Origin of the sequence: Aquimarina sp. ERC-38, assembly GCF_026222555.1 — a bacterium.
Lineage (GTDB): Bacteria > Bacteroidota > Bacteroidia > Flavobacteriales > Flavobacteriaceae > Aquimarina.
The window spans coordinates 2,323,753-2,345,110 of sequence record NZ_CP098511.1 but is presented as its reverse complement, the minus strand read 5'-3'; the positions used below and the strand labels follow the sequence as shown (position 1 = coordinate 2,345,110).

The window sequence follows — 21,358 nt, the reverse complement described above, 5'->3', positions numbered from 1 at the left end:
AAGATACTAACTTCTACATAGTTGAGTTCATTATTTTAAGTTCAGTTTATTATTTGTAAATTCATTTTATATGTAACTTTAAAGAAAAATGCTATTTACCTATCCATCCGTACAAATTACCCATCGTAAAAAGATAGAAGAACTTATAGGCAAACCTTTTACGTTAAAAGAACGAAACGCATTAGGAGGTACCACCTCACGGCTTCTTCGTATAACAGAAGTGAGTATCCAAATTTATAATCTTCTGGTTGTTGACCAGGAACCTATGTACTGCCAAATAGCATTAAGAACTAAAGGGATTTTAGTACATCTGGGGTCAAAGGCAGACAAATATGCGCTCCCCATTCCATATTACAAACTAGTAGTTTATAAAGGAAGATCTGAAGAATATAGTATACACAAAGACACTTACTTTGTAAAATTCGAAGTTTTAAAAGATCAAGTAGAAGTTCATCAATTCTTAAAGAAAATTACTGATCAAAAATCAAATCAGGCCTTTACCTATATAGATGATTTATAGATGTAATATCCGTAAATCACAATTATAAAGCATTTCAGCAATTTAGCATCTTTACTATTATGAAAATATTACTTACTGGGGCAAATGGATATATAGGTATGAGACTTTTACCTTTATTATTAGATAAAGGGCATGAAGTACTTTGTTGTGTACGAGATGCAAAACGCCTGTCTGTGGATAAAGAAACCCTTAGTAAAATTGAAATTGTTGAAATTGATTTTTTACAAACTCCGCAACCGGATACACTTCCTCAAAACATAGATGTTGCTTACTATTTAATCCATAGTATGAGTTCTTCTACCACTGACTTTGATACAAAGGAAGAAATATCAGCACGTAATTTTAATACCTATGTAAAGCAGACACAAATTAAACAGGTGATCTATCTCAGCGGTATTGTAAATGAAAAAAACCTGTCTAAACACTTATGGTCTCGTAAAAATGTAGAAGAAACCTTGTATGGAGCAGACTATGCGCTCACTGTTTTAAGAGCAGGTATTATTGTAGGATCCGGTAGTTCTTCTTTTGAAATCATTAGGGATTTATGTGAAAAGCTACCTGTAATGATCACCCCAAAATGGGTAAATACTAAAACACAACCCATTGGTATTCGAGACGTTTTGACTTTTTTGACTTCGGTATTAGGCGATACGCGTTGTTATAATAAATCCTACGATATTAGCGGACCTAACGTACTTACTTATAAAAAGATGCTACTGCTGTACGCCCGGATGAGAGGATTACCCCTTTTCATCTACACATTACCGATAATGACCCCAAAGTTATCCTCTTACTGGTTGTATTTTGTAACCTCTACCTCTTTTAAATTGGCTTTAAATCTAGTAGATAGTATGCGTATACCGGTTATTGCAAACGACCGAAGATTAGAACAAATGTTAGGCATTCAGCCTATGACGTATACCCGGGCGTTGGAATTGGCTTTTATAAAAATTGAACAGAATCAGGTAGTTTCCAGTTGGAAAGATTCAATGGTTAGCGGGAGGTTTGAAAAAAATATTCAAAAACATGTAAAAGTACCTAAGCACGGCTGTTTACGAGATTACAAAAAAATAAAAATAAAAAATCCCAATCAGGTAATGCATAATATTTGGGCAATTGGCGGGGAAACCGGATGGTACTACGGGGATTGGATGTGGAAAATTCGTGGTTATATCGATAAATTAATTGGTGGGGTTGGCTTACGAAGAGGTAGAACACACCCGGACAAAATTTTTTCAGGAGATGCTCTGGATTTTTGGAGGGTACTGGTAGCAGATAAAGAAAATAATCGCCTGCTATTATTTGCAGAAATGAAAGTACCCGGTGAAGCCTGGTTAGAATTTGACCTTGATGAAAATAATGTTTTGCATCAGACCGCTACTTTTAGGCCCAGAGGTTTATTGGGAAGATTGTACTGGTATACTATGGTACCCTTTCATTATTTTATTTTTGACGGAATGTTGCAGAATATAGTTAAACATACCTCAAAAAAAGCTACACCGGTTGAAGCTTCCACCGGAGTGTAAAAGGTTTTTAGTACTACGGTACATTAAGAAAGGACTTTACTAGATAGAACCAAAATCTTGTCAGAAAAAGGTATTACTATTGAATATCCTTATTTATAAAATCCGCAAGCGTTTTGTTAGCTAAAACTTTAAGAGTTTGATCCCTAACCTCAATCATTAATTCATTGACCGCACAAGCTTCTTCGTCCTGGCAATCTTCGCAACGTTTATAAAAATTAAGACTAACGCAAGGAACCATCGCGATAGGCCCTTCTAATATCCGTATGATATCCACCATGGCGATATCTTCCGGGTTTTTAATCATTAGGTATCCCCCGCCCTTTCCTTTTTTTGAAGCTAACAACTCATTCTTTTTAAGAGTCAATAGGATACTTTCTAAAAACTTTTGTGAAATATGCTCTTTCTCTGCTATTTCAGAAATAAGTACAGGTTTTTCCGTATAATTTTTTGCTATGTAGATCATAGCTTTTAATCCGTATTTTGTTTTCTTTGAAAGCATTATAACAAGTTTCTACCTTAAAATTACGTTTTTTTAGGTAGAAAAACTTCAGCCATCATACATCGGGCACTTCCTCCACCTAAAGTTTCAATGGTAGTCAGGTCACTATACAGGATTTTAGAATGCTTTGAAATGATAGCTAGTTGCCCTTTGGTTAAACTATGATAAGCCGACTGAGACATGACCAGAAGTTCTTCGCCTATATTATTTGTAACCTGCAATGTGTTTCCGGCAAATTGATTGATTTGAGCTTCGGTTAGATCTATAATTTCTTTACCATCTTGTTTTAAATGTTTGACAACATTCTTCCGCTCTTTTTTATTATCGATACTATCTAAACAAATCATGGCAAAACTACTGGCAACACTCATCATCACATTGGTATGATAGATGGGTAATCTTTTGTTTCCAACCGTTTGATATGCCGTAAAAATCACCGGGGTAAATTCAAAATCTTCACAGAATTCAACAACCAAACCTTCATTAGCACGCTCTGATAAGGCGCAGTACGCTTTTTGATGAACCCGATCTAATACCAGGCTACCCGTTCCTTCCAGAAATAATTCTTCATCTTCGGCAGTTGTATAATCTAATACGTTTTCAATCATAAAACCCGCTTCTTCTACTTGCTGTAGGACTTCCTGCCTCCGCTCCAACCTGCGATTGGGGGCAAACATAGGATAAATACCAATAGTTGCATCTTTATGAAAAGAAATCCAGTTATTAGGAAAAACTGCATCCGGAGTTTTATGGTTCGGATCTTCCTGAACCGTTATAATAGTAACGCCAGCTTCAGTAAGTTTTGCTACTAATTGATCAAATTCCTTTTGTGCTTTTTCAAGAATTTCTTCTTTAGACTGGTTAGTATCCTTTTGGTAATAATTATTTACGGCAGTCTGCTCGTTTTTTTCAAAACTTGAAGGCCTAACCATCAGTATTGTATTAGTACTCTGCGCCATTTTTTATGATTGATCATTAATAATCTCTAAACAGTGGTAAGGTAGAACACCGGAGTAAGCCCTCCTGCTTAGCAATTTCAGCATACGGTACTTCTTCTACCGTAATCTGTAAACTACGAAGCCAACGGTTTAATCTTGTAAATCCCTTTTCAGAAATAACCACGTCTTCTGCAATAGAAAAAATATTAGAATTCATATAATACATTTCTTCTTTGGTAATATGAAATAGCTTTTCATTACCAAAAAGCTTTACTAAAAATTCATAATCTCGGACATCCTTAAACCCTTCTTTATGAATAATTGCATACTCTTTTCCCACAGGTTGAAAACAACAATCTAAATGTAATGCATTATCCTTAGGGTCTTGCATGGACTTTTGCAAATCGAATTCAATCACTTTCTTATTAGGAAAAAAATCCTTAAAAAACTGTACCCCTTTCATATTTGTTCGGGCTACAATACAATCCGAATAATCTGCTCCTTTATAAGTGCCGATAAAGATATAATTCTGGTACATGATGATATCCCCACCTTCAAAATGAATGTTTTGATCTTCTACATTTATAACTTTTTCCGGTGTGATTTGACTAACTACATGATTAATTGCTTTTATTTCATTTTCCCGATCCGGAAGAATATTCGTTTTAATAAAATAGTCTTCTACTACTAAGGCAATATCTCTTGTAAAAATTTGATTACAATTTTTAATAACTTCCGGACGATATACTTTTACGTCATATTTTTCAAGAACCGAAGCCACTGCATCTAACTCTTGTACCATATTTTTTTCAGAAGGATAAGTACCTTTATTAATATGTTCGATTGATTTCGGATCATACGCATCTTCAACCCTAGGTACCGGACCATTACTTGTGGCAATTCCTAATACCACTGACCGTAATCTTGAAGTTTCGTTAGTAATATGAATTGGAATTGTGTTCAAGTAGCTAAGTTTAATAATAATAATTGGGATATGAAAGGCCGGTCTAAAACTAATTATTTAGGGACTAAATCCAAATTTTAATAAGAATAATTTAAAATTATTTATATAACTTCCTGTAAAGTTATTGAAAATGCAAAAGGCCAGATAAAATCAACTACTTTCATTTATTTGGCCTTTACATTATGTTAGGTAAATATTACCTTTCAGATACCGATTTAAACTCCCGATGGGTTTCACCAATATAAATTTGTCTTGGTCGACCAATAGGTTCTTTTCGAAGTCGCATTTCACGCCATTGGGCAATCCATCCTGGTAATCGTCCCAGAGCAAACATTACCGTAAACATTTCAGTAGGTATCCCCAACGCCCGGTAAATAATCCCGGAATAAAAGTCCACGTTAGGATATAATTTACGTTGTACGAAGTAATCATCTTTTAGAGCAACTTGTGCCAGACCTTTAGCAATATCAAGTACCGGATCTTCAATTCCTAAATCTCCTAAGACTTCATCGGCTGATTTTTTAATGATTTTAGCCCGCGGATCAAAATTCTTATACACCCGGTGACCAAATCCCATTAAACGGAAAGAGTCCTCCTTATCTTTAGCTTTATCAATATATTTAGCAGTATCACCACCATCAGTTTTAATTGCTTCCAGCATCTCAATTACTGCCTGGTTTGCTCCACCATGAAGAGGTCCCCAAAGCGCAGAAATACCCGCAGAGATAGAAGCAAATAATCCAGCGTGAGAAGAACCAACCATCCGTACCGTTGAGGTGGAACAGTTCTGTTCGTGATCAGCATGTAAAATTAATAACTTGTCTAAAGCGTCATTTACAATTTTATTAGACTCATAGGTTTTATTAGGTTTTGAGAACATCATTTTATGCAAATTCTCTACATAACCTAAAGAATTATCACCATAATCCAAAGGTAGGCTTTTTCGCTTTCGCATGGTCCAGGCTGCTAATACTGGAAACTTTGCCATAATAGTAACAATAGCTTCGTACATAGCTTCTTCAGAATCCACATCAACGGATGAAGGATTAAAAGCGATTAAAGCACTAGTTAACGAAGATAATACCCCCATAGGGTGAGCACTTTTAGGAAAACCATCCAGGATTTTCTTCATATCTTCATCTACATGAGACTCTTCTTTAATATCCTGATCAAATTTTGACAATTGCGCTTTAGTAGGTAATTCTCCAAAGATTAACAAATAAGCTACTTCCAGGAAGTTTGCTTTATCTGCTAAATCCTCAATTGCGTATCCTCTATATCTTAAGATGCCCTGTTCACCATCAAGATAGGTAATGGCACTTTCGCAGCTTCCTGTATTTTTAAAACCCGGGTCAAGGGTTGTAATTCCGCCAGAGGCATTTCTCAGATTTTTAATATCAATTCCCTTTTCATTTTCAGTTCCGGTAATTATTGGGAATTCATAAGATTTACCATCAATTGTAATCGTTGCTTTCTCTGACATATATCTAATTTATTTTAAAGGCCTAAATTTACAAATTATCCTTTTTTTCTTTTGAATTTATAAAGAATTGAAGGTTAAAGAAACCTTAAATCCTTGCGATATTTCTTTAATTATCCTGTTTTGTTCTAATTGTGCGCTAAACAAATTTGTTTAGGTTCTTTATCATTAACTAAACCGACTTGTCAAGATACCTAATTACTAAATCGAACTTGGAACAACCTCAATATTTAATTCTTACTATTACACTAAACTATCCTGATTGTAGCTAAACTCAAACTTCTAAATTTAGTTAGTAGAAAAGTTAAGGTAAGTTCAGTGAGATTATGATAATCTAACCCGGAATCAGACTAGTGTCAAAATTCCGGTTTTAGATTTATTTCTGTAATTAGTATCCTTGTAATAATGATATACTTTTCAAAAATTTAGAAAAGACATTATCTATTCTACAATCGTAATCAACAAATATTGTATTGAGTACTATGTTCATACAGGTATCTACTAACGAATAATCAAATTATACAATTTTAAAAGCTTTATTTTGAGGGTAGTAAGCTACTTCACCAAGTTCCTCCTCAATACGTAATAACTGGTTATACTTTGCCATACGATCACTACGAGATGCAGAACCTGTTTTGATCTGACCTGTGTTTAAAGCAACCGCAAGGTCAGCAATGGTATTATCTTCTGTTTCTCCTGATCGATGCGACATTACCGATGTATATCCGGCATTATGAGCCATATTTACTGCCGCAATAGTTTCCGTCAGTGTTCCTATTTGATTTACTTTAATCAATATAGAATTAGCTATATTTTCTTTTACCCCTCTGGAAAGACGTTCTACATTGGTAACAAATAAATCATCTCCAACTAATTGAACCTTATCCCCAATCTTATCCGTAAGGTATTTCCATCCACTCCAATCATTTTCGTCCATTCCATCTTCGATAGAAATGATCGGATATTTATCAGCAAGTTCTGCCAGGTAATCTGCTTGTTCTTCACTGGTACGAACTTTTCCTTTATCCCCTTCGAATTTTGTGTAATCGTAGGCACCATCTACATAAAACTCTGCCGCTGCACAATCCAGGGCAACCATTACTTCATCTCCGAATTTATATCCTGCATTCTTTACCGCAGTTGCGATAGAATCCAAAGCATCTTCGGTACCATCTAATGTAGGTGCAAAACCACCTTCATCTCCTACAGCAGTACTTAAATTACGATCGTGTAGTACTTTTTTAAGGTTGTGAAAAATTTCAGTACCCATTTGCATGGCATGTGTAAAGCTTTCTGCCTTTACCGGCATCACCATAAATTCTTGAAATGCTATAGGTGCATCACTATGAGAACCTCCGTTAATAATATTCATCATAGGAACCGGAAGTGTATTTGCACTTACCCCACCGATATATCGATACAGTGGCATATTTAATTCATTAGCCGCTGCTTTTGCTACTGCAAGCGATACTCCTAAGATCGCATTTGCCCCTAATTTTGATTTATTGGCAGTACCATCTAACTCAATCATAGTATGATCGATTAGGTTTTGATCAAAAATACTAAAGCCAATCAGGTTTTCAGCTATTATGGTATTTACATTATCGATTGCCTTTTGAACTCCTTTCCCCATATATGACTTACTACCATCGCGCAATTCGACAGCTTCATGTTCTCCCGTAGAGGCTCCGGAGGGAACCGCGGCTCTCCCCAGCACCCCGCTTTCTGTAATTACATCTACTTCAACCGTAGGGTTACCTCGAGAATCAAAAATTTGTCTTGCGTGAATGTTGATAATAATGCTCATTGTGATTTTATTGAAATGATTTAATAGATTGGCAATATACAAACGGGTCTTTTAATATCCCGGATACTCCCTTTAAATTTTATATATTATAATATATCCTATAGGTTAAGTTATTAACTACAGGGTTTTAGCTTTTTTTGTTAAGCAACTACGGTTGCTTTTTTAATGTTCTCTATAAACAGGTCGAATAAATATTTGGAATCATTAGGACCAGGACTTGCTTCCGGGTGGTATTGTACGGAAAAACAATTTTTAGACTTCATACGGATACCGGCAACGGTATGATCATTAAGATGTACATGTGTAATTTCTACATCTTCATGTTTTTCGGTTTCTTCTCTATGAATAGCAAAACCGTGGTTTTGAGAGGTAATCTCTCCTTTTCCGGTAAGTAGGTTCTTCACCGGGTGATTAATCCCCCTATGTCCATGGTGCATCTTATAGGTACTAATCCCGTTAGCTAATGCAATTACCTGATGTCCTAAGCAAATACCGAATAAAGGGTGATTGTTATCTAATATTTTTTTAGTCAATTGAATAGCATCAGATAAAGGTTCGGGATCTCCCGGTCCGTTAGAAAGAAAATAGCCATCCGGATCCCATGCTTTCATTTCCTCATACGTAGTTTTCTGTGGAAAAACTTTAATATAAGCTCCTCTGCCCGCAAGATTTTCTAATATACTTCTCTTAACTCCCAGATCTAATGCTGCAATTTTGATTGTTGCATCTTCATTACCTACAGTGTATGGTTCCGTAGTAGATACTTTAGATGCTAATTCCAACCCATCCATACTTGGTATGTCCGCCAATTCTTTCTTTAACTGATCAATTTCATGTACTCGAGTAGAAATCACTGCGTTCATTGCCCCGTTCTCCCTTATGTAACTGACCAACGCCCGAGTATCTACATCTGAAATAGCCATAAGCTTATTTTTATCTACAAATTCCTGAAGGGAACTATCTGCTTGATCTCTGGAGTATTCATAACTAAAATTTTTAACTACTAATCCTGCAATTTTTACGGAATCTGACTCACTCTCTTCTTCTTTAGTTCCGTAATTACCAATATGGGCATTAGTGGTGATCATAATTTGTCCGAAGTAAGAAGGATCGGTAAATATTTCCTGGTATCCGGTCATTCCTGTATTAAAACAAACTTCTCCGAAAGCTGTTCCTTCTTTTGATACTGATTTACCAAAAAATACGGTTCCATCTTCCAGTAAAATCAAAGCCTTATGTTGTGCTTGATACTTCATATTAGTTCTTTGGTTACATATTGTTATCTAAAAAAAAAGGATAAACTAAAAATTAGCCTATCCTTTTTTATCTATATTTTATCAATTATCATCTTTTACTCTTCTTCTGAATTAGAAACCTCAGCTATAGGAGCTACCGGCTGTGATGCTGTGGTAGCATCCTTTTTAGACCTTCCTCGTCGAGTAGTTTTCTTTTTAACTGGCTTACCTGCATTATACAATGTATTGTAGTCTACTAATTCTATCATTGCCATATCTGCATTATCACCTAAACGATTACCCAATTTAATAATTCGGGTATATCCACCAGGGCGATCACCGATCTTAGCTGCTACATCCCGAAACAATTCTGCAACCGCATATTTGTTTCTTAATTTACTAAAAACAATTCTTCGGTTATGAGTAGAATCCTCTTTGGATTTTGTAATTAAAGGCTCCACAAATTGCTTTAAAGCTTTAGCTTTTGCCGTAGTAGTATTGATTCTTTTATGTTCAATAAGCGAACATGCCATATTCGCGAGCATTGCTTTACGATGGGCAGTTTTTCTACCTAGGTGATTTATCTTTTTTCCGTGTCTCATGACCTTTATTTTATTCCATCATCTTGCTCAATTCACCTCATGCGAAGAGCAAAATATGATGGTATTAATTAATCTTTATCTAATTTATATTTAGTTAGGTCCATCCCGAAATTTAAACCTTTTACATTCACCAGTTCTTCCAATTCAGTTAATGACTTCTTACCGAAATTTCTGAATTTCATTAAGTCATTTTTATTATAGGAAACTAAATCACCCAATGTATCAACTTCGGCTGCTTTTAAACAATTTAAAGCACGCACGGACAAGTCCATATCTATCAATTTAGTTTTTAGCAACTGTCTCATATGAAGTGATTCTTCATCATATGTTTCTGTCTGGGCAATCTCATCTGCTTCCAGTGTAATTCTTTCGTCAGAGAATAACATAAAGTGATGGATTAAAATTTTGGCAGCCTCAGTCAAGGCTTCTTTAGGATGGATAGAACCATCAGTCACTATTTCAAAAACCAATTTTTCATAATCCGTTTTCTGTTCGACACGATAATTCTCAATACTATATTTTACATTCTTGATAGGTGTATAAATAGAATCTGTAAAAATAGTCCCAATAGGTGCATTAGATTTCTTATTTTCTTCTGCTGGAACATATCCTCTACCCTTTTCGATAGCAATCTCAAGGTTTAATGTAACCTTTTTATCCATGTTACAAATTACCAAATCAGGATTCAAGACTTGAAAACCTGAAATAAATTTTTGAAAATCACCTGCGGTTAATTGCTCCTGACCTGATATGGAAATGGTAACAGATTCATTATCTACATCTTCAATCTGACGCTTAAATCTAACCTGCTTTAAATTTAGAATAATTTCAGTAACATCCTCAACTACTCCGGATATAGTAGAAAACTCATGATCTACTCCTTCAATCCGAAGTGATGTAATGGCAAAACCTTCTAATGACGATAATAATACTCTTCGTAAAGCATTACCAACAGTTAATCCGTAACCCGGCTCCAAAGGCCTGAATTCGAATCTACCGTTGAACTCGCTAGAGTCAATCATTATAACTTTATCGGGCTTTTGAAAATTTAATATGGCCATAGTATTAATTTGTTCTAGGGATTTTAATTACTTAGAATATAATTCAACAATAAACTGCTCATTGATATTTTCCGGAATCTGTACTCTTTGCGGTACACTAACAAAAGTACCTTGCTTGGTATCATTATTAAAGGTAATCCATTCATATACCTTACTATTAGCAGCAAGTGAATTCTGAATTACTTCAAGACTTTTAGACTTCTCTCTAACACCTACAACATCACCTGGCTTTAATTGATATGAGGGAATGTTAACTAACTCACCGTTTACAGTAATGTGTCGATGTGAAACCAATTGTCTGGCACCTCTTCTTGAATTGGAAAGACCCATTCTAAAAGCCACATTATCTAAACGCGATTCACATAATTGAAGTAAAACTTCACCAGTGATACCTTGTGCACGTGTAGCCTTCTCGAATAAATTTCTGAACTGGCGTTCTAAAATACCGTAGGTATATTTAGCTTTCTGCTTTTCCATCAACTGGATTGCATATTCACTTTTTTTACCTCTCCGGCGGTTATTACCATGTTGTCCGGGAGGATAATTTCTTTTTTCGAAGGATTTGTCTTCTCCGAAAATCGCTTCACCAAATTTTCTAGCGATTTTTGTTTTTGGACCGGTGTATCTTGCCATTATGAAATGATTTAAACCAGGTAGTTATGAATTAAGGTCACTTTCCTTCGATAACTCGTATTCCCAATTGATTATAAATATGATATAAAGAAATAAACTAAACTCTTCTTCTTTTAGGAGGTCTGCAACCATTATGTGGCATAGGGGTTACATCAATGATTTCGGTTACTTCGATTCCAGCGTTATGTAAGGATCGAATTGCGGATTCCCTACCATTCCCAGGACCTTTCACATAAACCTTAACTTTCTTAAGCCCGGCTTCAGTAGCTACTTTTGCAGCATCTTCGGAAGCTAATTGAGCCGCATAAGGAGTATTCTTTTTAGAACCTCTGAATCCCATTTTCCCGGCAGAAGACCAGGAAATTACATCACCCTTCTTATTAGTAAGCGAAACAATAATATTATTAAACGATGCAGTAACATGTGCCTCTCCATGAGCGTCCACAATTACCTTCCTTTTTTTTGCAGTTGACTTTGCCATATGTATATCGTCATTAGAATTAATTAAAGTAATTACTAAATCCTATTGCACTTATTTGAACAAACAGATTATAGTTCACTAAATAATTCAAGTCTATTTTAATTATTTGGTTGCTTTCTTTTTATTAGCAACAGTTTTTCTCCTACCTTTTCTCGTTCGGGAATTATTTTTAGTACGTTGCCCTCTTAATGGTAATCCGGATCGGTGTCTAATTCCTCTATAACAACCGATATCCATTAAACGTTTTATATTTAACTGAACTTCGGATCGTAATTCTCCTTCAATAGTATAAGAACCTACAGCTTCACGAATTTTACCTATTTGATCATCATTCCAGTCGGATACTTTAATACCTTCGTCCACACCAGCGGTCTTAAGAATTTCCTGTGCACGGCTACGACCAATACCAAAAATATAAGTTAATGCGATAACGCCACGTTTCTGTTTCGGGATATCTACCCCTGCAATTCTTGCCATACTTACCCTTGTCTTTGTTTGAATCTAGGATTCTTTTTATTAATTACGTATAATCTGCCTTTTCTTCGTACAATCTTACAATCGGCACTTCTCTTTTTTACGGATGCTCTAACTTTCATCTTTTATTGTTTAAACTCTTTATAATCAAGAGAATTCTGAGATATAATTTCGAGCCTGCAAAAGTACAGAAAAAATCATCATATCCCAATTAATAACTAGCTAATATCTATATGTAATACGAGCCTTAGATAAATCATAAGGACTCATCTCTAACTTCACTTTATCTCCAGGCAACAATTTAATATAATGCATTCTCATTTTCCCGGAAATATGTGCTGTAACTACATGCCCGTTTTCGAGCTCCACTCTAAACATTGCATTTGATAGCGCTTCAATAATACTACCATCCTGTTCAATTGCGGGTTGTTTAGCCATATTTACTAATCACTAATTATTTATGTTATTATTTAAAAACTTACTATTTATTATTATTTAATGTTAAGCAACCGCTTTACGGTTCTTTCCGGTTTTCATCAAACCATCGTATCTTCTATTTAGTAGATACGAATTTACTTGCTGTACCGTATCTATTGCAACTCCGACCATAATTAGTAAAGAAGTTCCGCCAAAGAACAATGCCCAACCCTGTTGTACATTTAAAACCTTAACCGCTATTGCAGGAAAAACTGCAATAAGTGCTAGAAATATGGATCCTGGTAAAGTTATCTGAGACATAATCTTATCTAAATACTCAGCAGTTTCTGATCCAGGGCGTATCCCTGGAATAAATCCGCCACTTCTTTTTAAGTCATCAGCCATCTTATTAGTTGGTACTGTGATTGCGGTATAGAAATAGGTAAATACAATGATTAAGAGTGCAAACAATAAATTATACCATAATCCGAAGATATCACTAAAGGCAGCTGCAACGCTTTGCGAAGCATCTGATTGTGACAATCCTGCTACGGCTCCCGGTACAAACATGATTGCCTGTGCGAAGATAATTGGCATTACGCCGGAAGCGTTCAGTTTCAACGGTATGTACTGACGAGAACCAAAAACGTTTTTTTCATAACCACCATCCGCCGTACGACGCGCATACTGAACCGGTATTTGACGAACTGCCATTACTAAAAGAACAGAAGCTAGGATAATTACGAACCAAATTACAAGTTCTATCAGAACCATAATAATATCACCACCGTCTCCGGAAGTTCTTGAAATAAAATTCTGAATGAATGCTTGAGGTAAAGTAGCAATTATACCTACCATAATTAATAACGAAATTCCATTTCCAATCCCTTTATCCGTAATCTTCTCACCTAACCACATGGCAAAGATACATCCGGTTACCAATATGATAACAGAGGAAGCAACGAATACAGTTTGATTTTCAATTACAAAGGCACTTCCCGGTAGAATATTAAATAAGTTATAGATATAACCAGGAGCTTGTATTAAGGTAATACCAATCGTAAGCCAACGAGTAATCTGATTGATTTTTTTACGTCCGCTTTCTCCTTCTTTCTGTAGTTTTTGTAAATAAGGTATAGCAATACCCATGAGTTGAACCACGATAGAAGCAGAGATATAAGGCATAATTCCCAATGCAAAAACCGAAGCATTTGCAAAAGCACCTCCGGTAAAAGCATTTAATAATCCTAATAAACCATCTTGAGTTTGCGTACTTAAGTTTGCAAGCTCTGCTGCATCAACACCAGGTAAAACTACTTGTGCTCCAAATCTATACACCAATAATAATCCAAATGTAACTAATATACGATTTTTTAGTTCTTCAATTTTCCAAATATTTTTTATGGTATCAATGAATTTCATAAGAATTATTGTATAGTAACCGCTTCTCCACCTGCTGCTTCAATAGCTGCTTTGGCAGTTGCTGTAAATTTGTGTGCTGAAATAGTAATTTTTGATGATAATTTACCTCTTCCTAAAATTTTTACCAATTCATTTTTTCCTGCTAACCTCAGTGAAACCATTTGATCAAACTGAAGGGAACCATCAATCTTCCCATCATTAATTAACCTTTGAATGGTATCAAGATTAATTCCTTGATATTCTTTTCGATTAATATTTGTAAAACCAAATTTAGGAACACGTCTTTGTAAAGGCATCTGTCCACCCTCAAACCCAATTTTTTTAGAATAACCGGATCTTGACTTCGCTCCTTTATGACCTCTTGCAGCCGTTCCTCCTTTTCCGGAACCTTGACCCCGGCCTAAACGCTTGCTATTCTTTTTGACTGATCCAGCCGCAGGTTTTAAATTACTTAAATCCATGTCTTATACTTATGCTGTTTCAACTGAAACAAGATGTTTAACTTTATTTACCATACCTAAAATATTAGGCGTATCCTCATGCTCTACTACCTGACCTATCTTTTTGAGACCTAAAGCTTCTAAGGTTCTTTTTTGACGTAAGGTTCTATTAATAGCGCTTTTTACTTTTTTAACTTTGATTTTTGCCATTGCTTCAATCTTTTAACCGTTAAATACTTTTTCTAAAGAAATACCTCGTTGCGCTGCAACCTGATTCGCACTTCGTAATTGTAGTAAAGCATCAAAAGTAGCTTTTACCACGTTATGCGGATTAGATGAACCTTGGTTTTTAGACAATACATCATGAACTCCTACTGCTTCTAATACCGCTCTTATAGCTCCACCGGCAATTACTCCGGTACCTGTTGCAGCAGGCATTAATAATACTCGGGCTCCTCCGTATTTACCTTTTTGTTCGTGAGGTAACGTACTTTTATGTAATGGGATCCGTACCAAATTCTTTTTAGCGTCTTCAACAGCTTTGGAAATAGCTTCGGCAACCTCTTTGGATTTACCTAGACCATGACCTACTACTCCATTTTCATCCCCTACGACAACAATTGCAGAAAATCCGAAAGCACGTCCTCCTTTAGTTACTTTAGTTACCCTTTGAACTCCTACCAGTCTATCTTTTAGTTCCAAACCACTTGGCTTAACCAGTTCAGCGTTTTTATATTTTTGATACATAATTTAAAATTTTAAACCGGCCTCTCTTGCGCCTTCTGCTAATGACTTTACTCTACCGTGGTATAAATATCCGCCACGATCAAAGGTTACTGTTTCAATTCCCGAACCTTTGGCTTTCTCAGCTAATTTTTTCCCAACCAATTTGGCAGTTTCTGCCTTATTTGATTTCTGTTCTGCAACTTCCTTATCTCTAGATGAAGATGATGCCAAAGTTTTACCAGTAATATCATCTATAATTTGAGCATAAATCTCCTTATTACTTCTAAAAACAGACAATCTCGGACGCTCTGAAGTTCCATGAACTCTTCCTCTGATTCGCTTTCTGATTTTTGACCTTCTACTACTTTTTGAAAATGCCATAACTATAATTTATGCGGATTTACCTGCTTTTCTTCTTAATTCTTCACCTACAAATTTAATACCTTTACCTTTATAAGGTTCAGGTTTTCTAAAAGATCTTATTTTGGCTGCTACCTGACCTACTAACTGTTTATCGTAAGAAGTTAGTTTTACAATTGGATTTTTACCTTTTTCAGATATGGTTTCCACTGTAACTTCAGGGGCAATATCTAAAACGATGTTATGACTAAAACCTAAAGCTAAATCTAATTTTTGCCCTTGGTTAGATGCTCTATATCCGACACCTACAAGTTCTAATTCTTTAGTCCAGCCTTTTGCCACACCTTCAATCATATTATTTATAAGAGAACGATACAAACCATGTTTTGCTTTGTGATCTTTATTTTCCGAAGGACGGGTAAGAACCACCTGATCATCCTCTATCTTTATATCAATGCTATCAATCTCTTGTGATAACTCTCCTAGTTTTCCTTTAACAGTAACAAAATTTCCTTTCACATCTACAGTGACACCAGACGGAATAGTTACTGGATTTTTACCAATTCTTGACATTTTAAGTATGTATTGTTGTACTGTTATTAATAGATATAGCAAAGCACTTCACCGCCTACATTCTCCTTTTGAGCTTGTCTTCCGGTCATTACTCCGTGTGAAGTTGAAATGATAGCGATCCCAAGACCATTTAATATTCTAGGTACTTCACTTGCTCCTGAATATTTACGTAAACCCGGCTTACTAATTCTTTGTAAATCTTTAATTACAGGCTCTTTGGTTACTTTATCGTATTTCAATGCTATTTTAATACTTCCCTGAGCAGTAGTATTTTCAAATTTATAACTTAATATATACCCCTGATCAAATAGTATTTTTGTAATCTCTTTTTTAACATTAGAGGCAGGAATTTCTACTACTCTATGTTGTGCGTTATTTGCATTTCTGATTCTTGTTAAATAATCAGCAATCGGATCTGTATTCATCTTTGTTTATTTATGAATTTGGTTTTTAGTCCACTATATGCCTAAACCTTAATTCAAGTTACTTTAAATTTTAGTGCCTAGTAGTATACTTACCAACTAGCTTTAGTAACACCAGGTATCAATCCCTGGTTTGCCATTTCTCTAAAGGTAACCCTGGAAATACCAAATTGTCTCATATATCCTTTAGGTCTCCCTGTTAATTTACATCTATTATGTTGTCTGATAGGAGAAGCATTTTTAGGTAATTTTTGTAAAGCTTCATAGTCTCCAGCTTCTTTTAATGCTTTTCTCTTATCGGCGTATTTCTGTACTGTTTTTGCTCTTTTAACTTCACGAGCTTTCATTGATTCCTTAGCCATACTAATTCTTTTTAAATGGCAAACCTAATTCTGCCAATAATGATTTTGCCTCTTTATCTGTTTGAGCAGACGTTTCAAAAGTGATGTTCATCCCAGAAATCTTATTTACTTTATCTATATCAATTTCCGGAAAAATAATTTGTTCGGTGATTCCCATAGAATAATTACCTCGTCCATCAAAACCCGTAGCATTTATTCCGTTAAAATCTCTTACCCTAGGTAATGCTGATGTAATTAATCTGTCGAGAAATTCATACATACGTTCGCCACGTAGGGTAACTTTTGCTCCAATTGGCATACCCTTTCTTAATTTGAACGTAGCAACATCCTTTTTTGATATGGTAGCTACTGCTTTTTGCCCGGTGATGAGTGTTAATTCATCTACTGCATAATCAATTAACTTTTTATCTGCAACCGCAGCACCAACTCCCCTACTAACTACAATCTTTTTAAGCTTTGGTACTTCCATAGTATTACCATAGCTAAATTCGTCTTTGAGGGAAGAAATTATCTTTTCTTTGTACTCTTGCTTTAATCTCGGTGTATAAGACATAACTATATTACTTCGTTAGATTTCTTAGAAAACCTTACTTTTTTATCATTCTCAATTCTATAACCAACTCTAGTAGTTTCCCCGGATGTGGTCAAAAGGGATAGGTTGCTTATATCAATAGCTGCTTCCTGCTTTACAATTCCTCCTTGTGGATTTGTAGCACTAGGCTTTTTGTGCTTAAATACCATATTAATTCCTTCGACCATTGCTTTATTAGTTAAAAGAGATACTGACTTTACAGTTCCCTTTTGCCCTTTATCGTCTCCGGCAATTACCATTACCGTATCTCCGGTTTTTATCTTTAACTTTTTCATTACACTATATGGTTTAAAGTACTTCAGGTGCCAAAGAGACAATTTTCATAAACTGCTTATCGCGTAGTTCTCTGGCCACCGGTCCAAATACACGAGTTCCCCTCATTTCTCCAGAAGGATTTAATAATACACAAGCATTATCATCAAAGCGAATATAAGATCCGTCAGGTCTTCTGACTTCTTTTTTAGTTCGAACTACAACTGCAGTAGAAACAGCTCCTTTCTTAATATTACCATTAGGGGTAGCTTCTTTTACACTTACCACAATCTTATCTCCCACAGAAGCGTACCTTCGTTTAGTACCACCTAATACACGGATGACAAGTACTTCTTTACCTCCTGTATTATCAGCGACCTTTAATCTTGATTCCTGTTGTACCATAATTATTTAGCTCTTTCAATTACTTCTACTAATCTCCAACACTTCGTTTTACTTAAAGGTCTTGTTTCCATGATCTTTACAGTATCACCTATATTGCAGTCGTTTTTTTCGTCATGTGCAACGTATTTCTTCGTTTTTAAAACGAATTTTCCATACATGGGATGCTTTACCTTTTTAACTTCAGAAACCACAATGGATTTCTGCATTTTATTACTGGTTACAACACCGATACGTTCTTTTCTTAAATTTCTATTTTCCATGTTTAGTAGAATCAACCGTTTAATTCTCTATTTCTTAATTCCGTACTTATACGGGCTATTGTCTTCCTTACTTTTCGAACCTGTAAAGGGTTTTCTAAAGGTGACATTGTATGTGCCATTTTTAAATCCGTGTATTCTTTACGAGATTTAGCAAGTTCTTCCTGTAATTCTACCGTAGATCTTTCTTTAACTTCTGTCTGTCTCATATTCTTAAGCTTGATAATCTCTTGCAACAATAAATTTTGTCTTAACAGGTAGTTTTTGCGCAGCTAATCTTAGTGCTTCTTTTGCTATAGGTAGTGGTACACCACCTATTTCAAATAGAATTCGACCTGGTTTCACAACAGCTGCCCAATACTCAACAGCACCTTTACCCTTACCCATCCGAACCTCTAAAGGTTTCTTGGTAATTGGCTTATCCGGAAATATCTTAATCCATAAAGCTCCTTCTCTTTTCATATACCGGGTGGCCGAAATCCTGGCTGCTTCAATCTGTCGCGCGGTTACAAAACTGGAATCAAGAGATTTTATACCGAAGGTACCATTTGAAAGTTCATGACCTCTTTGAGAGATTCCTTTCATACGCCCTTTTTGCTGCTTTCTGAATTTTGTCCTTTTAGGCTGTAACATCTTTTAGTTTTTATAGGTTATTTACGACGGCGTGATTTCCCAGCGCCTCGATTATCGCCTCTATCATTACCTTTACCTTGTTTCTTTGATAATCCTACTAAAGGAGAAAGTTCTCTCTTACCATAAACCTCCCCTTTCATGATCCATACTTTTATTCCTAATCTACCGTAAGTGGTATGAGCTTCTACTAGGGCATAATCGATATCTGCTCTAAAAGTAGATAAAGGAATACGACCATCTTTGTAAGACTCCGAACGAGCCATTTCTGCTCCATTTAATCTTCCTGATATTTGTATTTTGATACCTTCGGCATTCATACGAATTGCGGCTGCAATAGCCATTTTAATAGCTCTACGGTAGGAAATACGACTTTCGATTTGTCTTGCTACACTAGATGCTACTAGAAAGGCATCCAGTTCAGGTCTTTTAATCTCAAAAATATTAATCTGAACTTCTTTGTCAGTAATTTTCTTAAGCTCTTCTTTTAGCTTATCTACTTCCTGACCACCTTTTCCAATAATAATTCCAGGTCGAGCCGTAGTAATAGTCACTGTTACTAACTTTAAAGTTCTTTCAATAATAACTCTTGAAACACTAGCTTTAGATAATCGAGCATGAATATATTTCCGAATCTTATCATCTTCGGCTAACTTATCTCCATAATCATTTCCACCGTACCAGTTGGATTCCCAACCTCTGATAATACCTAAACGATTTCCTATTGGATTTGTCTTTTGTCCCATACTACCTGTTAGCTTTGTGTTTTGGTTTTAGCATCTAATACTACGGTAACGTGATTAGATCTTTTTCTAATTCTATGAGCCCTTCCCTGAGGTGCAGGCCTTAATCTTTTTAACATACTTCCTCCGTCTACGCGAATTTCCTTTACAAACAGGTCGGCATTTTCTATATCCGCATCCTCATTCTTTGCTTGCCAATTAGCAACAGCAGATAATAATAACTTCTCTAAGCGTCTTGAAGCTTCTTTTGGGTTAAACCTAAGAATGTGTAGTGCTCTTTCTATACCTTCACCTCTAACTAAATCTGCTACTAATCTCATTTTTCTTGGAGAAGTAGGGCAGTTATTAAGTTTTGCAAATGCAACCTGCTTACGCTCTTCCTTAATACGATCCGCCATTTGTCTTTTACGAACTCCCATAGCTATATTATTTTTTTCCTTTATTTTTAGCACCTGCATGACCTCTAAAAGATCGAGTTGGTGAAAATTCGCCTAACTTATGTCCTACCATATTCTCGGTAATATATACAGGAACAAACTGCCTACCGTTATGTACTGCTATCGTTTGCCCAACAAAGTCGGGAGTAATCATAGAAGCTCTTGACCAAGTCTTAATCACAGACTTTTTATTAGCCTCTACATTTGCAGCTACTTTCTTTTCTAATTTATAATGAACGTAAGGTCCTTTTTTTAATGAACGTGCCATATCTTCTTATTTCTTTCTACGTTCTACAATATATTTATTACTTGCCTTAGTTTTAGAACGTGTCCTAAAGCCTTTTGCAGGAAGCCCTTTTCTAGATCGAGGATGCCCACCGGAAGAACGTCCTTCACCACCACCCATTGGGTGATCAACGGGGTTCATAGCTACCGGTCTAGTCCTTGGTCTTCTGCCTAACCATCTTGTTCTACCTGCTTTTCCTCCTACGATCAATTGATGATCACTATTAGAAACCGCTCCGATAGTTGCTAAACAATCTGCAAGAATTAATCTAACTTCTCCTGAAGGTAATTTAACGGTGGCAAATTTACCATCTCGAGCCATTAACTGTGCAAAAGAACCTGCACTTCTTGCCATCACCGCACCCTGACCGGGACGTAATTCTATACAGGAAATAATAGTACCTAAGGGAATAGAACTTAAAGGCATTGCATTACCAATCTCTGGAGCTACATCGCTACCGGAAACCACATTCTGACCTACTTGTAAACCATTTTGTGCAACAACATACCTTTTTTCGCCATCCTGATAATTCAATAACGCGATAAAAGCTGTTCTATTAGGATCGTATTCTATAGATGCAACAGTAGCAGGAATGCCCTGTTTATCTCTTTTAAAATCGATAATTCGATATCTCTTTTTATGACCACCACCTTTATAGCGTATGGTCATCTTACCTTGACTGTTTCTACCACCTGATTTTTTTAACGGAGCTAATAAAGACTTCTCCGGCTTATCAGTAGTAATGGCGTCAAACCCATTGACTACTCTAAAACGCTGACCAGGTGTAATTGGTTTTAATTTTCTTACTGACATT

General features: G+C 35.8%; 33 protein-coding genes. 2 read left to right on the top strand and 31 right to left on the bottom strand.

Going from position 1 to position 21,358, the window contains the following annotated elements; all coding sequences use genetic code 11:
* Positions 1-88 precede the first annotated feature (88 nt).
* Together NBT05_RS09625 and NBT05_RS09620 are read left to right on the top strand one after the other, a co-directional pair.
* Entirely contained in the window at positions 89-520 is a 432-nt protein-coding gene (locus tag NBT05_RS09625) for a hypothetical protein (protein WP_265769653.1), read from the top strand.
* 59 nt (positions 521-579) lie between these two features.
* Positions 580-2,046 carry an SDR family oxidoreductase gene (locus tag NBT05_RS09620; RefSeq protein ID WP_265769652.1) on the top strand — a complete coding sequence of 489 codons (1,467 nt, stop codon included), beginning with the start codon at positions 580-582 and terminating at the stop codon, positions 2,044-2,046.
* A gap of 76 nt (positions 2,047-2,122) precedes the next feature.
* On the opposite strand, the gene NBT05_RS09615 is transcribed toward NBT05_RS09620, so the two are convergent.
* The 31 genes from NBT05_RS09615 to rplB all read right to left on the bottom strand — a co-directional run bounded on the left by NBT05_RS09615 (position 2,123) and on the right by rplB (position 21,357).
* Positions 2,123-2,545, bottom strand: a complete 423-nt coding sequence (locus NBT05_RS09615; RefSeq protein WP_265769651.1) for an RrF2 family transcriptional regulator — start codon at positions 2,543-2,545, stop codon at positions 2,123-2,125.
* A 23-nt stretch (positions 2,546-2,568) separates the two neighbouring features.
* Positions 2,569-3,504 (bottom strand): citrulline utilization hydrolase CtlX, encoded by a 936-nt coding sequence (ctlX, locus tag NBT05_RS09610; protein WP_265769650.1) that lies wholly within the window; start codon positions 3,502-3,504, stop codon positions 2,569-2,571.
* A gap of 16 nt (positions 3,505-3,520) precedes the next feature.
* On the bottom strand, positions 3,521-4,447 hold the full coding sequence (locus NBT05_RS09605) for a dimethylarginine dimethylaminohydrolase family protein (RefSeq protein ID WP_265769649.1): 927 nt from the start codon (positions 4,445-4,447) through the stop codon (positions 3,521-3,523).
* Between the two features lie 196 nt (positions 4,448-4,643).
* The gene (locus NBT05_RS09600; RefSeq protein ID WP_265769648.1) at positions 4,644-5,930 is read right to left on the bottom strand and encodes a citrate synthase; all 1,287 of its coding nucleotides are present in this window, start codon (positions 5,928-5,930) and stop codon (positions 4,644-4,646) included.
* Positions 5,931-6,444: 514 nt separating this feature from the next.
* Entirely contained in the window at positions 6,445-7,734 is a 1,290-nt protein-coding gene (gene eno / locus NBT05_RS09595; protein WP_265769647.1) for a phosphopyruvate hydratase, read from the bottom strand.
* 140 nt (positions 7,735-7,874) lie between these two features.
* Positions 7,875-8,990 (bottom strand): glutamine-hydrolyzing carbamoyl-phosphate synthase small subunit, encoded by a 1,116-nt coding sequence (gene carA / locus NBT05_RS09590; protein ID WP_265769646.1) that lies wholly within the window; start codon positions 8,988-8,990, stop codon positions 7,875-7,877.
* Between the two features lie 95 nt (positions 8,991-9,085).
* A complete protein-coding gene (gene rplQ / locus NBT05_RS09585; protein WP_265769645.1) occupies positions 9,086-9,571 on the bottom strand; it encodes a 50S ribosomal protein L17 in 486 nt (161 codons plus the stop codon).
* A 68-nt stretch (positions 9,572-9,639) separates the two neighbouring features.
* Positions 9,640-10,632 (bottom strand): DNA-directed RNA polymerase subunit alpha, encoded by a 993-nt coding sequence (locus tag NBT05_RS09580; protein WP_265769644.1) that lies wholly within the window; start codon positions 10,630-10,632, stop codon positions 9,640-9,642.
* Between the two features lie 27 nt (positions 10,633-10,659).
* Positions 10,660-11,265, bottom strand: a complete 606-nt coding sequence (gene rpsD, locus NBT05_RS09575; RefSeq protein WP_265769643.1) for a 30S ribosomal protein S4 — start codon at positions 11,263-11,265, stop codon at positions 10,660-10,662.
* 97 nt (positions 11,266-11,362) lie between these two features.
* Positions 11,363-11,746, bottom strand: coding sequence for a 30S ribosomal protein S11 (gene rpsK, locus NBT05_RS09570; RefSeq protein WP_265769642.1), 384 nt, complete (start codon positions 11,744-11,746; stop codon positions 11,363-11,365).
* A 102-nt stretch (positions 11,747-11,848) separates the two neighbouring features.
* Positions 11,849-12,223, bottom strand: coding sequence for a 30S ribosomal protein S13 (rpsM, locus tag NBT05_RS09565; protein ID WP_265769641.1), 375 nt, complete (start codon positions 12,221-12,223; stop codon positions 11,849-11,851).
* Positions 12,224-12,225: 2 nt separating this feature from the next.
* Positions 12,226-12,342, bottom strand: a complete 117-nt coding sequence (ykgO, locus tag NBT05_RS09560; protein ID WP_013305171.1) for a type B 50S ribosomal protein L36 — start codon at positions 12,340-12,342, stop codon at positions 12,226-12,228.
* A gap of 100 nt (positions 12,343-12,442) precedes the next feature.
* Positions 12,443-12,658, bottom strand: coding sequence for a translation initiation factor IF-1 (infA, locus tag NBT05_RS09555; RefSeq protein ID WP_010181908.1), 216 nt, complete (start codon positions 12,656-12,658; stop codon positions 12,443-12,445).
* 63 nt (positions 12,659-12,721) lie between these two features.
* Complete coding sequence (secY, locus tag NBT05_RS09550; protein WP_265769639.1) at positions 12,722-14,059, bottom strand: preprotein translocase subunit SecY; 1,338 nt, start codon at positions 14,057-14,059, stop codon at positions 12,722-12,724.
* 5 nt (positions 14,060-14,064) lie between these two features.
* Positions 14,065-14,520, bottom strand: coding sequence for a 50S ribosomal protein L15 (rplO, locus tag NBT05_RS09545; RefSeq protein ID WP_265769638.1), 456 nt, complete (start codon positions 14,518-14,520; stop codon positions 14,065-14,067).
* Positions 14,521-14,529: 9 nt separating this feature from the next.
* Positions 14,530-14,709, bottom strand: coding sequence for a 50S ribosomal protein L30 (rpmD, locus tag NBT05_RS09540; protein ID WP_265769637.1), 180 nt, complete (start codon positions 14,707-14,709; stop codon positions 14,530-14,532).
* A 12-nt stretch (positions 14,710-14,721) separates the two neighbouring features.
* Entirely contained in the window at positions 14,722-15,246 is a 525-nt protein-coding gene (rpsE, locus tag NBT05_RS09535) for a 30S ribosomal protein S5 (RefSeq protein ID WP_265769636.1), read from the bottom strand.
* A 3-nt stretch (positions 15,247-15,249) separates the two neighbouring features.
* Positions 15,250-15,606 (bottom strand): 50S ribosomal protein L18, encoded by a 357-nt coding sequence (gene rplR / locus NBT05_RS09530; protein ID WP_265769635.1) that lies wholly within the window; start codon positions 15,604-15,606, stop codon positions 15,250-15,252.
* Between the two features lie 9 nt (positions 15,607-15,615).
* Positions 15,616-16,158: a 50S ribosomal protein L6 gene (gene rplF, locus NBT05_RS09525; protein ID WP_265769634.1), complete on the bottom strand. Its 543-nt coding sequence runs from the start codon at positions 16,156-16,158 to the stop codon at positions 15,616-15,618.
* 26 nt (positions 16,159-16,184) lie between these two features.
* A complete protein-coding gene (gene rpsH, locus NBT05_RS09520; RefSeq protein WP_265769633.1) occupies positions 16,185-16,583 on the bottom strand; it encodes a 30S ribosomal protein S8 in 399 nt (132 codons plus the stop codon).
* A gap of 89 nt (positions 16,584-16,672) precedes the next feature.
* Positions 16,673-16,942 (bottom strand): 30S ribosomal protein S14, encoded by a 270-nt coding sequence (gene rpsN, locus NBT05_RS09515; protein ID WP_265769632.1) that lies wholly within the window; start codon positions 16,940-16,942, stop codon positions 16,673-16,675.
* A 1-nt stretch (position 16,943) separates the two neighbouring features.
* Entirely contained in the window at positions 16,944-17,495 is a 552-nt protein-coding gene (gene rplE / locus NBT05_RS09510) for a 50S ribosomal protein L5 (protein WP_265769631.1), read from the bottom strand.
* A gap of 2 nt (positions 17,496-17,497) precedes the next feature.
* Positions 17,498-17,809, bottom strand: a complete 312-nt coding sequence (gene rplX / locus NBT05_RS09505; protein ID WP_265769630.1) for a 50S ribosomal protein L24 — start codon at positions 17,807-17,809, stop codon at positions 17,498-17,500.
* Positions 17,810-17,822: 13 nt separating this feature from the next.
* Positions 17,823-18,191 carry a 50S ribosomal protein L14 gene (gene rplN, locus NBT05_RS09500; RefSeq protein WP_265769629.1) on the bottom strand — a complete coding sequence of 123 codons (369 nt, stop codon included), beginning with the start codon at positions 18,189-18,191 and terminating at the stop codon, positions 17,823-17,825.
* A 2-nt stretch (positions 18,192-18,193) separates the two neighbouring features.
* The gene (rpsQ, locus tag NBT05_RS09495; protein WP_265769628.1) at positions 18,194-18,451 is read right to left on the bottom strand and encodes a 30S ribosomal protein S17; all 258 of its coding nucleotides are present in this window, start codon (positions 18,449-18,451) and stop codon (positions 18,194-18,196) included.
* Between the two features lie 11 nt (positions 18,452-18,462).
* A complete protein-coding gene (rpmC, locus tag NBT05_RS09490) occupies positions 18,463-18,657 on the bottom strand; it encodes a 50S ribosomal protein L29 (protein WP_265769627.1) in 195 nt (64 codons plus the stop codon).
* Positions 18,658-18,661: 4 nt separating this feature from the next.
* The gene (gene rplP / locus NBT05_RS09485; protein WP_265769626.1) at positions 18,662-19,081 is read right to left on the bottom strand and encodes a 50S ribosomal protein L16; all 420 of its coding nucleotides are present in this window, start codon (positions 19,079-19,081) and stop codon (positions 18,662-18,664) included.
* 17 nt (positions 19,082-19,098) lie between these two features.
* A complete protein-coding gene (gene rpsC / locus NBT05_RS09480; protein WP_265769625.1) occupies positions 19,099-19,824 on the bottom strand; it encodes a 30S ribosomal protein S3 in 726 nt (241 codons plus the stop codon).
* Positions 19,825-19,832: 8 nt separating this feature from the next.
* A complete protein-coding gene (gene rplV / locus NBT05_RS09475; RefSeq protein ID WP_265769624.1) occupies positions 19,833-20,240 on the bottom strand; it encodes a 50S ribosomal protein L22 in 408 nt (135 codons plus the stop codon).
* A gap of 7 nt (positions 20,241-20,247) precedes the next feature.
* Positions 20,248-20,526, bottom strand: coding sequence for a 30S ribosomal protein S19 (gene rpsS, locus NBT05_RS09470; protein ID WP_024770876.1), 279 nt, complete (start codon positions 20,524-20,526; stop codon positions 20,248-20,250).
* 6 nt (positions 20,527-20,532) lie between these two features.
* On the bottom strand, positions 20,533-21,357 hold the full coding sequence (gene rplB / locus NBT05_RS09465) for a 50S ribosomal protein L2 (RefSeq protein ID WP_265769623.1): 825 nt from the start codon (positions 21,355-21,357) through the stop codon (positions 20,533-20,535).
* Position 21,358 lies beyond the last annotated feature (1 nt).

Coding starts and splice junctions, on each gene's coding strand:
- NBT05_RS09580 (WP_265769644.1), bottom strand. CDS start 10,632: ATGGCCATATTAAATTTTCAAAAGCCCGATAAAGTTATAATGATTGAC.
- NBT05_RS09620 (WP_265769652.1), top strand. CDS start 580: ATGAAAATATTACTTACTGGGGCAAATGGATATATAGGTATGAGACTT.
- rplN (WP_265769629.1), bottom strand. CDS start 18,191: ATGGTACAACAGGAATCAAGATTAAAGGTCGCTGATAATACAGGAGGT.
- rplF (WP_265769634.1), bottom strand. CDS start 16,158: ATGTCAAGAATTGGTAAAAATCCAGTAACTATTCCGTCTGGTGTCACT.
- rplO (WP_265769638.1), bottom strand. CDS start 14,520: ATGGATTTAAGTAATTTAAAACCTGCGGCTGGATCAGTCAAAAAGAAT.
- NBT05_RS09600 (WP_265769648.1), bottom strand. CDS start 5,930: ATGTCAGAGAAAGCAACGATTACAATTGATGGTAAATCTTATGAATTC.
- secY (WP_265769639.1), bottom strand. CDS start 14,059: ATGAAATTCATTGATACCATAAAAAATATTTGGAAAATTGAAGAACTA.
- rplE (WP_265769631.1), bottom strand. CDS start 17,495: ATGTCTTATACACCGAGATTAAAGCAAGAGTACAAAGAAAAGATAATT.
- rpmC (WP_265769627.1), bottom strand. CDS start 18,657: ATGAGACAGACAGAAGTTAAAGAAAGATCTACGGTAGAATTACAGGAA.
- rpsK (WP_265769642.1), bottom strand. CDS start 11,746: ATGGCAAAGTCAACTGCAAAAAAAAGGAAGGTAATTGTGGACGCTCAT.
- NBT05_RS09625 (WP_265769653.1), top strand. CDS start 89: ATGCTATTTACCTATCCATCCGTACAAATTACCCATCGTAAAAAGATA.
- rpmD (WP_265769637.1), bottom strand. CDS start 14,709: ATGGCAAAAATCAAAGTTAAAAAAGTAAAAAGCGCTATTAATAGAACC.
- rplQ (WP_265769645.1), bottom strand. CDS start 9,571: ATGAGACACGGAAAAAAGATAAATCACCTAGGTAGAAAAACTGCCCAT.
- rplP (WP_265769626.1), bottom strand. CDS start 19,081: ATGTTACAGCCTAAAAGGACAAAATTCAGAAAGCAGCAAAAAGGGCGT.
- infA (WP_010181908.1), bottom strand. CDS start 12,658: ATGGCTAAACAACCCGCAATTGAACAGGATGGTAGTATTATTGAAGCG.
- rpsH (WP_265769633.1), bottom strand. CDS start 16,583: ATGAATACAGATCCGATTGCTGATTATTTAACAAGAATCAGAAATGCA.
- ykgO (WP_013305171.1), bottom strand. CDS start 12,342: ATGAAAGTTAGAGCATCCGTAAAAAAGAGAAGTGCCGATTGTAAGATT.
- rpsS (WP_024770876.1), bottom strand. CDS start 20,526: ATGGCACGTTCATTAAAAAAAGGACCTTACGTTCATTATAAATTAGAA.
- rplV (WP_265769624.1), bottom strand. CDS start 20,240: ATGGGAGTTCGTAAAAGACAAATGGCGGATCGTATTAAGGAAGAGCGT.
- ctlX (WP_265769650.1), bottom strand. CDS start 3,504: ATGGCGCAGAGTACTAATACAATACTGATGGTTAGGCCTTCAAGTTTT.
- rpsE (WP_265769636.1), bottom strand. CDS start 15,246: ATGTATCAAAAATATAAAAACGCTGAACTGGTTAAGCCAAGTGGTTTG.
- rplB (WP_265769623.1), bottom strand. CDS start 21,357: ATGTCAGTAAGAAAATTAAAACCAATTACACCTGGTCAGCGTTTTAGA.
- eno (WP_265769647.1), bottom strand. CDS start 7,734: ATGAGCATTATTATCAACATTCACGCAAGACAAATTTTTGATTCTCGA.
- carA (WP_265769646.1), bottom strand. CDS start 8,990: ATGAAGTATCAAGCACAACATAAGGCTTTGATTTTACTGGAAGATGGA.
- rpsQ (WP_265769628.1), bottom strand. CDS start 18,451: ATGGAAAATAGAAATTTAAGAAAAGAACGTATCGGTGTTGTAACCAGT.
- NBT05_RS09615 (WP_265769651.1), bottom strand. CDS start 2,545: ATGCTTTCAAAGAAAACAAAATACGGATTAAAAGCTATGATCTACATA.
- rpsM (WP_265769641.1), bottom strand. CDS start 12,223: ATGGCAAGAATTGCAGGGGTAGATATCCCGAAACAGAAACGTGGCGTT.
- rplX (WP_265769630.1), bottom strand. CDS start 17,809: ATGAAAAAGTTAAAGATAAAAACCGGAGATACGGTAATGGTAATTGCC.
- rplR (WP_265769635.1), bottom strand. CDS start 15,606: ATGGCATTTTCAAAAAGTAGTAGAAGGTCAAAAATCAGAAAGCGAATC.
- rpsC (WP_265769625.1), bottom strand. CDS start 19,824: ATGGGACAAAAGACAAATCCAATAGGAAATCGTTTAGGTATTATCAGA.
- rpsD (WP_265769643.1), bottom strand. CDS start 11,265: ATGGCAAGATACACCGGTCCAAAAACAAAAATCGCTAGAAAATTTGGT.
- rpsN (WP_265769632.1), bottom strand. CDS start 16,942: ATGGCTAAGGAATCAATGAAAGCTCGTGAAGTTAAAAGAGCAAAAACA.